The organism is Roseinatronobacter alkalisoli (genome assembly GCF_028745735.1).
GTDB classification, from domain to species: domain Bacteria; phylum Pseudomonadota; class Alphaproteobacteria; order Rhodobacterales; family Rhodobacteraceae; genus Roseinatronobacter; species Roseinatronobacter alkalisoli.
The window spans coordinates 52,377-63,480 of the sequence record NZ_JAQZSM010000002.1 but is presented as its reverse complement, the minus strand read 5'-3'; the positions used below and the strand labels follow the sequence as shown (position 1 = coordinate 63,480).

Below are 11,104 nucleotides of genomic sequence, written 5' to 3'. Positions count from 1 at the left end.
CTGCCTATAACTACGGCAGTCTAAGAAGGATATTCCTGCATGTCTGCTGAAGCCGCGAAGCGCGAAGAATATGGCGCCGATTCGATTAAGGTTCTCAAGGGGTTGGATGCCGTGCGCAAACGCCCCGGCATGTATATCGGCGACACGGATGACGGGTCCGGTCTGCATCACATGGTCTATGAAGTTGTCGATAACGGCATTGACGAAGCATTGGCCGGCCATGCCGATTTCGTGACCGTCACAATCCATGCCGACAATTCCGTGTCGGTCACGGATAACGGGCGTGGCATTCCCACCGACATCCACACAGATGAGGGGGTTTCCGCTGCCGAGGTCATCATGACCCAGTTGCATGCAGGCGGTAAATTCGACAGCAATTCCTATAAGGTGTCGGGCGGTCTGCATGGCGTCGGCGTTTCGGTTGTCAATGCCCTGTCGGACTGGCTGGAACTGCGCATCTGGCGCGCAGGCAAGGAACATATCGCGCGCTTTGAACGTGGCGACACTGTGCGCCATCTGGAAGTGGTGGGCGATGCGGGCGACAGGACCGGAACCGAAGTGCGGTTTCTGGCATCGCTCGATACGTTTTCGCATCTTGAATACAGCTTCAAGACGCTTGAAAACCGCCTGCGCGAACTGGCTTTCCTGAATTCCGGTGTGCGCATCATTCTGGAAGATCACAGACCCGCGGAAATGCTGCGGTCGGAACTGTTCTATGAAGGTGGCGTGCGCGAATTTGTCCGCCATCTGGACCGGTCCAAGGCGCCGGTCATGCCAGAGCCCATCTATATTCAGGGCACCCGCGATGATATCGGCGTTGAAGTGGCGATGTGGTGGAATGACAGCTATCATGAAACGGTGCTGCCCTTTACCAACAACATTCCGCAGCGCGATGGCGGCAGTCACCTGGCGGGCTTTCGTGGTGCATTGACACGGACCATCAACGCCTATGCCCAATCCAGCGGGATTGCCAAGAAAGAAAAGATCAGTTTCACCGGCGATGACGCCCGTGAAGGGCTGACCTGTGTGCTGTCGGTCAAGGTGCCGGACCCGAAATTTTCCAGCCAGACCAAGGATAAGCTGGTATCCAGCGAAGTACGCCCCGCTGTGGAATCGCTGGTCAATGAAAAGCTGTCGGAATGGTTTGAAGAAAACCCCGCGCATGCCAAATCCATCGTCAGCAAGATTATCGAAGCCGCCATCGCCCGCGAAGCCGCGCGCAAGGCGCGCGACCTGACACGGCGCAAAACCGCGCTGGACGTGGCCAGCCTGCCGGGAAAACTGGCCGATTGCCAGGAACGCGACCCTGCCAAGTCGGAATTGTTCCTGGTGGAGGGGGACTCCGCCGGGGGGTCCGCCAAACAGGGCCGGTCGCGCCAGAATCAGGCCGTCCTGCCGTTGCGCGGGAAGATTCTGAACGTGGAACGTGCGCGGTTTGACCGGATGCTGGGGTCGCAGGAAATCGGCACGTTGATTACCGCGCTTGGCACCGGGATCGGGCGCGATGAATTCGACATTGCGAAACTGCGCTATCACAAGATCGTCATCATGACCGATGCTGATGTGGATGGCGCGCATATCCGCACGCTTCTGCTGACCTTCTTCTTCCGGCAGATGCCGGAACTGATTGAAGGGGGATATCTGTATATTGCCGAACCCCCGTTGTTCAAAGTGGCCCGTGGCAAGTCCGAAGTGTACCTGAAGGACAAGCCAGCACTGGAAGATTACCTGATCGCGCAGGGCGTCGATGGTGTCATATTGCGGCTGGCATCGGGCGAGGAGATCACCGGGCAGGATCTGGCGCGCGTGGTCACCGAAGCGCGTGTCGTGCGCCGGTCACTGGCGGCGTTTCCCACGCATTACCCCCAGCATATTCTGGAACAGGCCACCATCGCCGGGGCCCTTCTGGCCGAAGCGCTGGCCAGCCACCCGCAGGAACTGGCCGACAGCGTGGCCAGCCGTCTGGACCTGATTGCCGCAGAATATGAACGCGGCTGGCAGGGGCGGCCAACACAGGATGGCGGTTTGCGGCTGTCGCGCGTGCTACGCGGCGTGGAAGAGGTGCGCAGGCTGGACGGGGCTGTTCTGCGTTCCGGCGAAGCCCGCAGGCTGAGCACGCATACACAGGCGCTTCAGGACATCTACAGCCAACCCGCCGAACTGCTGCGCCGCGACCGCAAACAGAAAATCTTTGGCCCGGTTGACCTGCTGAATGCCATTCTGACCGAAGGCGAAAAGGGGCTTTCGCTGCAGCGCTACAAGGGCTTGGGCGAAATGAACCCCGACCAGTTGTGGGAAACGACGCTGGACCCGGAGGCGCGCACCCTGTTGCAGGTCAAGATTGATGATCTGGCCGAAGCAGATGACATTTTCACCAAGCTGATGGGCGATGTTGTCGAACCGCGCCGCGATTTCATCCAGCGCAATGCGCTGAACGTGGAAAACCTGGACGCATAAGCGGTGTTCCCCCGGCGGAACCGCTGGGTCGGGTGTTTTCTGGCCTGAAGCAACCGTTGGATTATGCACGAAGCCAGCGGTGGGTCGGGGTCTGCCGGTCCGAGGTGGGAGGGATTCACGTTATCCGGGCGGCATACTCCTGAGTTCAAAGGCTTGGCCCGACACCAGCGAAACCGGCAGGCCACGGGACGGCCCACCAACGGCGTGGGCCACCTTTGGCCTTTGGAATTCCCAACCATCCGGTTCAGACCAGAAAACGCCCGGCCCTGCCGCACCATACGGCATAATCCCGCGCTATCTGCTTGCCAGCGGGCCGTGACCCTGCCTAAATCGGCACCATCAAGGCAGGCAGGGGCAGCATGGGAAACACGCGCAAACGCATCTGGGGGTGGTGGGCCTTCGACTGGGCAAACCAGCCTTACAACACGTTGCTTCTGACCTTCATTTTCGCACCCTATTTTGCGGGGTCTGTCGCGCCGGACCCGGTTACAGGGCAGGTCATGTGGGGCTGGATGCTGGCCATTTCCGGCCTGCTGACAGCGTTTTTCGCGCCCGTCCTTGGGGCCATCGCCGACAATTCCGGGTATAAACGCTTATGGATCCTGCTGTGGTCGCTGCTGTATGTGGCGGGGACTTTCGTGCTGTGGTGGGCGGTCCCCGATGCGGGACAGGGCACAATCCTGCTGGTGCTGGTTGCATTCGCGGTGGGGTTGGTGGGGCTGGAATACGGAATCGTGTTCACGAACTCCGTGCTGCCCAGCCTTGCCCCGCGCGCCGAACTGGGGCGCATTTCCGGCACTGGCTGGGCCTTGGGCTATGTGGGGGGGCTGGCGTCGCTGGCGGTGGTGTTGGCGCTGCTGGCGGAAAACGATGCAGGCGTCACCATGCTGGGGATTGCGCCGGTTTTCGGGCTGGACCCGGACATGCGCGAAGGGACGCGCGCTGTCGGTCCCTTCACCGCGCTGTGGTATATCATCTTTGTCATCCCGTTCTTTCTTTGGGTCAGGGAACCGCCCGCCCCCCGCAAAGCACCCGGCGCCGTGATGCGCGGATTGCGCGAGTTGAAAGAAACGCTGCGCACCTTGCCCACACGGCACAGCCTGTTCGCCTATCTGGGGTCATCCATGCTGTACCGCGACGCGCTGAACGGCATCTATGCCTTTGGCGGGATTTACGCAGCCGGTGTGCTGGAATGGACCATCATCCAGATCGGCGTGTTCGGCATTCTGGCGGCGGCGGTGGGGGCGGTAGCCTGCTGGCTTGGCGGCAAGCTGGATTCCCGGTTCGGCCCGAAACCCGTGATCATCGGCTGTATCCTGTTGCTGATTGTCGTGTGTATCATCATCGTCAGCACCGACCGCAGCATGGTGCTGTTCACGCCGGTTGACCCGTCGTCAAACCTGCCCGACATCGTGTTCTACATATGCGGCGGGCTGATCGGCGCGGGTGGTGGCACGCTGCAGTCCGCATCGCGCACCATGATGGTGCGGCAGGCCAACCCCGAGCGCATGACCGAAGGTTTCGGCCTGTATGCCTTGTCGGGCAAGGTGCTGTCCTTCATCGCGCCTGCACTGATCGCGCTGGCCACCACGGCGACAGGCAGCCAAAGACTTGGGGTAGCCCCGTTAATAGGGCTGTTCGCACTGGGGCTTGTTCTGCTAATCTGGGTGAAACCCAAGGGAGAGCCGGAATTTCAATGCGCGGAACAATCCTGACCCTGATCCTTATTGCCATGCCCGCCCTGGCCATGGCGCAATCACTGGCCAATCAGATGTTTGGCGCACATGCCATGCCATCGCTGCAGGCGCCCGAGGCGATAGGATCCTATGCCAAGGGTTGCGCGGCGGGGTTGGTGCGCCTGCCGGAAACCGGTCCGACATGGCAGGCCATGCGCCTGTCGCGCAACCGCAACTGGGGCCACCCGGATGCGATTGCCTATGTGCAGGATCTGTCGCGCAAGGCGGTGCAGATCGGCTGGCCGGGGCTTTATATCGGCGATATCAGCCAGCCGCGCGGCGGGCCCATGACATCCGGCCATGCCAGCCATCAGATCGGGCTTGATATCGACATATGGATGCTGCGGCCGTCGCGGCTGAACCTGTCGCGCAGCGAACGCGAAAACCTGAGTTCGATTTCCGTGCGCACCGAAGACCAGCGCAGTGTCAATTCCAACTGGACGCGCGCGCATCACGAACTGATGAAACAGGCCGCCCTTGACCCGCGCGTGGACCGCATTTTCGTGGCCGCTGCTGTCAAGCTGGAAATGTGCAAGACCGCCACCCGCGCCGATACTGCATGGCTTCAGAAAATCCGCCCTGCGGTTGGCCATAACTATCATTTCCATGTGCGGCTGGCCTGTCCGCGCGGAAACCGGCATTGCGTAACCCAGTCGCCCACAGTGGCGGAACTGTCCAAGGGCGGTAATGGCTGCGATGAAACGCTGGAATGGTGGGTCACCGATTTCCTGAACCCGCCCAAGCGCGAACGCACAGAACGCACAGAACCCCCTGCCCCGCGCCAGCGCCACCCGCGCGAATTCACGATGGCGGACCTGCCCACGCAATGCCAGCAGGTTGTGGCGACGCAATAAGCGCCATGCTTGCTTTTCTATGGCAGTCTCGTTATCTGGCGCCATGCCGCTTGCGGCACAAGTCTCCGCAACCTTGAAAAAAACGGAATACATAGCATGACCCGCGTCCACCTGCCCGGCATTCTTGCCATGGCGGCGATTGTCGTCGCATCGAATATCCTTGTTCAATTCCTGTTCGGAAACTGGCTGACATGGGGGGCGTTCACCTACCCGCTGGCGTTTCTGGTCAATGACGTGATGAACCGCGTTTACGGACCACAGGCCGCGCGCCGCGTGGTCTGGGTGGGTTTTGCCGTTGGGATGGCCTGTTCCCTGATCGGCACGCAGATCATGGGCGAATTCGGCCCGCTGGTCACGCTGCGCATTGCGCTGGGGTCGGGCATTGCATTCCTGACCGCGCAGCTTGTGGATGTCGCCATTTTTGACCGCCTGCGCGAAGACAAACATGGCGGGCCGTGGTGGCGCGCGCCGCTGGCATCGACGCTTGTTGGCTCCACCCTCGACACTGCCTTGTTTTTCAGCATCGCCTTTTCCGCCACACTGAGCTTCATCGAACCGGGCAATGATGTGTCCTGGGCTGGTGAAATCCTGCCCATGCTGGGCGTCGGACCGGAAATACCGCTATGGGTCAGCCTTGCTGTCGCGGACTGGGGCGTGAAACTGGGTCTGGCATTGCTTGCTTTGGTGCCGTTCCGCCTGATCGTCAGGAAAAAATCGCTACCTGTCGCATAATTTCTTTTGACAAACACAAAATATGTGCCACCATCCTATATAACAGCAACCAAATGAAAGGAGGTGGTCCAGTGTCTAGAGTGATGTTGGAGAGCGGTGCAAAGACAGTCAAGAGGGGCAAAACCTGACGGCAACCCCGATGGGGACACCCTTTTGATTGGGCCAATGCTCTAACTTGGCTCCATCTCCTGAAGCTCGTTCAGGGCCGCCTCGTCATAAGGCGGCCCTTTCGATTCACAGTGATTTTCCGGGTCGTAGAACGAATGCGCATCAACGACGACATAACCTTGCAGGACTGGGAACTGACGGAATCCTTCACCCGTGCATCCGGGCCGGGCGGGCAGAATGTCAACAAAGTGTCCACTGCGGTGGAGTTGCGTTTTGAAGCGGAACGCAGCCCGAACCTGCCAGCGCCGGTGAAATCACGCCTGAAACGGTTGGCGGGACGGCGCTGGACACAGGATGGCGCACTTGTGCTGCGGGTGGAAGAAACGCGGTCGCAGGCGCGCAACCGGGACATCGCCCGCGACCGGCTGGCAGAACTGATCCTGGAGGCGCTGAAACGCCCGAAACCGCGCATCAAGACCCGACCCACCCTTGCCAGCAAACGACGGCGACTTGAAAGCAAGGCCCACCGCGCCGATATCAAGGCACTGCGGGCTGGTCCCAAACCGGATTGAACATGCGCGGGCAGCGCCAGTTTGTCATCATCCGGTCATCGCGTTTTGTCATATCCGGTACAGGAACCTGAATTTGTGAACACCGCAGCCATGTCACGGACCTTGTTGAACCTGATTGCAAATCAGGTGCGCCCTGCATTTGTGCAGACTGCGGCAGTATGTCTGCGTGACGGTCCCGCGGGCCGGGAAGTTCTGCTTGTGCGGACAATGCGGTTGGGTCAGTGGGTGCTTCCCAAAGGATGGCCGATGAAGGGAAAATCACTGGCAGAAGCTGCCGCGATTGAGGCCTGGGAAGAAGCGGGCGTGCGCGGCAGTGTTTCCGAAAACCCGATCGGGGCATTCACCTATACCAAAATCAAGAAAAGCGGCCTGCCGGTCAGTTGCCGCGCGCAGATATTCCGTCTGGATGTCCAGCGCATTTCTGACAGTTATCCGGAGGCGCGGAAGCGAAAGCGCAAGTGGTTCCCCATAGCAGAAGCCGCCGAGATCGTGCGCGACCCGGAAGTGCGCGACCTGTTGAAAAGCTTGTAAACGGGCAACAGGCAAGCGCAACGTATGTTGTCGCGCGCAGGGAATCCTGATACCGCCGGACTGTCGTGAAATTGTTACAAACGGATGGCTGCGGTGTCGAACCTTTCGGAAAAATCCTGGAAGACGCTCAACAAGGATCTGGCCCGCCTTTCGGCGATGGAACAGGCCATGGCCTATTCCGCCCGCCCGCTGGTTGCACCCGGTCTTGCACTTGCCTTCATGGTTGTGACCGGGCTGGCAGTTGCCGCATTCATCGGGTTTGAACCGCTTGGCCTGATTGTCATCGCAGCGGCGATCATCGGTGCCTATATGGCCATCAATATCGGTGCGAATGACGTGGCCAACAATATGGGGCCATCGGTGGGCGCGCGCGCGCTGACCATCGGTACCGCATTGATCGTTGCCGCAATCTGCGAAACGGCTGGCGCGCTGATTGCGGGCGGCGATGTGGTCAGCACCGTGTCGCGCGGCATTATCGCGCCGGAATCGGTTGCGCAAACCCAGGTGTTCATCTGGGCCATGATGGCCGCGCTGCTGGCCGGCGCAATATGGATCAATCTGGCAACATGGATCGGCGCGCCGGTATCAACCACCCATTCGATTGTCGGCGGTGTCATGGGGGCAGGCATTGCGGCGGCAGGGTTTGCGGCAGTGAACTGGCCGATGATGGCGCGCATCGCAGCAAGCTGGGTCATATCGCCGGTTCTGGGCGGAATATTCGCAGCAATCTTTCTGGCGATCATCAAATCACGCATCATCTACCGTCCCGACATGATTCAGGCCGCGCGCTATTGGGTTCCCATCCTGATCGGGGTGATGGGGGGGGCATTTGCGACCTATCTGGCGCTGAAGGGCGTGAACAGGATTGTCACCATTGATTTCGGCACTGCAATCGCGCTGGGGGTGGTGTTCGGCACAGTCCTGACCTTTGCCATGCGTCCGGTGATCCGTCGCCAAAGCGAAGGCATGGAGAACCGCAAGAAATCCCTGAAAATCCTGTTCAATATTCCGCTGATATTCTCTGCTGCGCTGTTGTCCTTTGCGCATGGGGCCAATGATGTGGCCAATGCCATCGGTCCGGTTGCAGCGATTGTCCATGCGGTGCAGGGTGGCGGTGCGGCTGACAGTGTGGGCATCCCACTGTGGGTCATGCTGATTGGCGGGATCGGGCTGTCGGTGGGGTTGCTGCTGTTCGGGCCAAAGCTGATCAACCTTGTCGGCAACGAGATTACACGCCTGAATGCAATGCGCGCCTATTGCGTGTCACTTGCCGCTGCGATCACAGTTATTTTCGCATCCTGGCTGGGATTGCCGGTCAGTTCGACACATATTGCCATTGGTGCGATCTTCGGGGTGGGGTTCTTTCGTGAATGGTATCATGAACGCATCCTGAATGAGCGCCGCGTTGATACGACCGTCCCGCAGGAAGTGCGCAAACGGAAAATGGTCGTCCGCCGCGCCCATTTCCTGACTATCCTAGCCGCTTGGATTGTGACAGTGCCATCCGCCGCGCTGCTGTCGGCGGGGCTGTTCCATCTGATGAATCTGATCACCTATTAAGGCATGCGCGCTGCGGCGCGGGCGGGTCCAGCGCAGCGCGCCTTCTATCAAAGCAGCCCCTTTCGTGATAGCATTCCTGCATCTTTTGCGGAGAGGGAGGCAGGTCATGGCGTCGGGGGATAGTATTGTCCTTGTCGGGACCACAAAAGGCGCATTTCTTGTCACGGGTACGGGCGGCCGGGACGGCTGGAACGTGACAGGCCCGTTTTGCGACGGCTGGCCGATCAATCATGTCGTCGGCGACCCGGCAACAGGAACCCTATGGGCCGGGGGCGGCGGTGACTGGCACGGCGCGGGTATCTGGCGTTCGGATGACGTCGGGCAAAACTGGACCCTTACCCGCCTGACAAAAGGGACAATGGACGACTGGGCCGCCAATGACCCCGATTTCGCCCAAATGATTGGCTGGTCGGATACGACCCTTCCATTCGGCGACAGCTTCAGTCAGATATGGTCGCTATGCTATGCCCATGGCACGCTTTATGCCGGGACGAAACCCGCAAACCTGCTGCAAAGCAATGACGGCGGCGAAAGCTGGAGCAGGGTTGACGGGCTGACCAATCACCCCTCTGCCGGAAGCTGGAACCCTGGTGCTGCGGGGCTTGTATTGCACACGATCGTTGCGGACCCTGCCAATGCACAGAAACTTTGGGTCGCCATCTCTGCTGCGGGTGTGTTCGCGACCGAGGATGGCGGCAAAACATGGGAGCGCCGCAACCGCCTGTCGAACGCCGATACCCACAGCCATCACCATGATCACCCTGCCGGGCCGCAGGGCGGCGAAACCGGGCATTGTGTGCATAACATGATGCGTGCGCCCGGGCGCGAAGATGTGCTTTATCAGCAAAACCACCATGGCGTGTGGCGTTCGGCAGATGGCGGGCGCAGTTGGGATGACATTACCACGGGCCTGCCGTCTACCTTCGGTTTTCCGATCCGGGTGCATCCGCGCGACCCTGACACCATTTGGACATTGCCGCTGAATGGCGACATGGCCGGGCGGTTCCCACCGGATGCCGCCGCAGCCGTGTGGCGGTCGCGCGATGGTGGCCGGAACTGGCAAGCCCTGCGCGAGGGGTTGCCACAGACATCATGCTTTTTCACTGTGCTGCGGCAGGCGATGGCGGGGGACACGCGCGATCCGGCGGGGGTGTATTTCGGCACCAATAGCGGGTCGGTCTTTGCCAGCGCGGATGAAGGCGACACATGGCAGGAAATCGCGCGACACCTGCCTACCATTCTTGCAGTAGAGGTACTTGACCGCACGTAGCGCCTGCCCGCGTGCGTGTCACCATTTCAGCAACCGGGGGCCGATGGCCGCACCGAACAGCGCAACGGGCAGGATTGCCGTGGAATAGGCGGGCAGCACGAAAAGCGCTGCATCCTGATCACAATGCAGCGAATAAAGCGCAGCCGACAGCCCCCCCGCCAGCAGGCCGGCCACTGCGCCGGTCAGTCGTGGGCGCAGCGCGGCCCCGGCGGAAAGCGCCCAGAAAACAGCGCCCAGCAACGGCAGGGCCAGCGTGGGAACCGACAGCAGACAGGTCACCAGACTGGGCGTGGCAAGTGCACCTGTCAGCCCCGAAACCCCGTCACGCGCAAGCGCCATAGCGAAAGCCGCGATCAACCCGGCCGCAAACAGACCCAGCGCCGCCATGCGCATATCCGCGCGCAGACCGGGGCGTGCCAGCCCAAAAGCAAGCGCCCCGGCCAACAGCGCAAGCACCAACGGGAAGATGGTTTTCAGGATTGCAGCTGAATTCAGCGCGGCCATCATATCCGCACGTGCCCCCCAGAACACCACGAATGCCAGTACGGTCACCCCGATGGCGACCGGCAGCGCCCGCCAAAGCCGCTGGCCGACCGTCTGCTGCGGCAGCGTATCAGCAGCAAGCACCGCAATCAGGTCATCCGTATTCATTCGATCATCCTTTCACGCAGCCGTGCAATGGTCTTCAGCGCCCGGTGCAGGGCAACGCGCACGGCCCCTTCGGACATATCCAGACGCGCTGCAGTTTCGGCAGTCGTTTCACCGTTCAGACCGAAGGCGCGCACAATTTCAGCCGCGCGTGGTTCCAGCCTGCTCAGCACTTTTTCCATGTCGCGCCCTTCCGTAGGGTCGGGGCCGTCTGCTGCTGGCAGCACCTCTGCCAGATCGTCGATGGACAGATCGAAATGCCTGCCCCGCGCGCGAAAGGCATCCACCACCTTATGCCGTGCAATCGCATAGAGCCACGGGCGCAGGGGTGCATCTTCCTGCCATGTATGCCGCTTGGCGTGGATCGCAAGCAGAACTTCCTGCAATACATCCTCGCATGTCTCGCGCCCCAGCGCAGTCCCCCGGGCGCGCACCACGGTCCGCAGGACAGGGGTGATGGCCTGAAGCAACTGACGATAGGCGACGGAATCACCACGTTTCGCCGCGCGCATAAGATCTTCCAGATTTCCGGGGCCTTCCAATCCGATTCACTTTCTGTTCGGGGCTGGTGCGGTCTTTGTTACAGGCGCGTTATTGCAAAGTTCCAAATGATTTTCATCCTGTACATCACCTGTT

The 11,104-nt window shown here is 60.6% G+C and carries 10 protein-coding genes; 8 read left to right on the top strand and 2 right to left on the bottom strand.

Features of this window, described 5'->3' with window-relative positions; translation table 11 throughout:
* Positions 1–39 precede the first annotated feature (39 nt).
* From gyrB to PUT78_RS02645, 8 genes are all read left to right on the top strand, one after another.
* A complete protein-coding gene (gene gyrB / locus PUT78_RS02680) occupies positions 40–2,457 on the top strand; it encodes a DNA topoisomerase (ATP-hydrolyzing) subunit B (RefSeq protein ID WP_274350551.1) in 2,418 nt (805 codons plus the stop codon).
* Positions 2,458–2,816: 359 nt separating this feature from the next.
* Positions 2,817–4,172, top strand: coding sequence for an MFS transporter (locus PUT78_RS02675; RefSeq protein ID WP_274350550.1), 1,356 nt, complete (start codon positions 2,817–2,819; stop codon positions 4,170–4,172).
* Positions 4,154–5,047 carry a penicillin-insensitive murein endopeptidase gene (mepA, locus tag PUT78_RS02670; protein ID WP_274350549.1) on the top strand — a complete coding sequence of 298 codons (894 nt, stop codon included), beginning with the start codon at positions 4,154–4,156 and terminating at the stop codon, positions 5,045–5,047. Before PUT78_RS02675 ends, mepA begins: the two co-directional genes overlap by 19 nt.
* 96 nt (positions 5,048–5,143) lie before the next feature.
* Positions 5,144–5,779 carry a queuosine precursor transporter gene (locus PUT78_RS02665; protein ID WP_274350548.1) on the top strand — a complete coding sequence of 212 codons (636 nt, stop codon included), beginning with the start codon at positions 5,144–5,146 and terminating at the stop codon, positions 5,777–5,779.
* A 263-nt stretch (positions 5,780–6,042) separates the two neighbouring features.
* Complete coding sequence (gene arfB / locus PUT78_RS02660) at positions 6,043–6,459, top strand: alternative ribosome rescue aminoacyl-tRNA hydrolase ArfB (protein WP_274350547.1); 417 nt, start codon at positions 6,043–6,045, stop codon at positions 6,457–6,459.
* 90 nt (positions 6,460–6,549) lie between these two features.
* Positions 6,550–6,990, top strand: coding sequence for an NUDIX hydrolase (locus PUT78_RS02655; RefSeq protein WP_274350877.1), 441 nt, complete (start codon positions 6,550–6,552; stop codon positions 6,988–6,990).
* A 93-nt stretch (positions 6,991–7,083) separates the two neighbouring features.
* On the top strand, positions 7,084–8,550 hold the full coding sequence (locus tag PUT78_RS02650) for an inorganic phosphate transporter (protein ID WP_420793442.1): 1,467 nt from the start codon (positions 7,084–7,086) through the stop codon (positions 8,548–8,550).
* A gap of 106 nt (positions 8,551–8,656) precedes the next feature.
* Positions 8,657–9,820 (top strand): WD40/YVTN/BNR-like repeat-containing protein, encoded by a 1,164-nt coding sequence (locus tag PUT78_RS02645; protein ID WP_274350545.1) that lies wholly within the window; start codon positions 8,657–8,659, stop codon positions 9,818–9,820.
* A gap of 18 nt (positions 9,821–9,838) precedes the next feature.
* On the opposite strand, the gene PUT78_RS02640 is transcribed toward PUT78_RS02645, so the two are convergent.
* Together PUT78_RS02640 and PUT78_RS02635 are read right to left on the bottom strand one after the other, a co-directional pair.
* Positions 9,839–10,471: a DUF1109 domain-containing protein gene (locus tag PUT78_RS02640; RefSeq protein ID WP_274350544.1), complete on the bottom strand. Its 633-nt coding sequence runs from the start codon at positions 10,469–10,471 to the stop codon at positions 9,839–9,841.
* Positions 10,468–11,010, bottom strand: a complete 543-nt coding sequence (locus PUT78_RS02635; protein ID WP_274350543.1) for a sigma-70 family RNA polymerase sigma factor — start codon at positions 11,008–11,010, stop codon at positions 10,468–10,470. Before PUT78_RS02635 ends, PUT78_RS02640 begins: the two co-directional genes overlap by 4 nt.
* Positions 11,011–11,104: the final 94 nt, after the last annotated feature.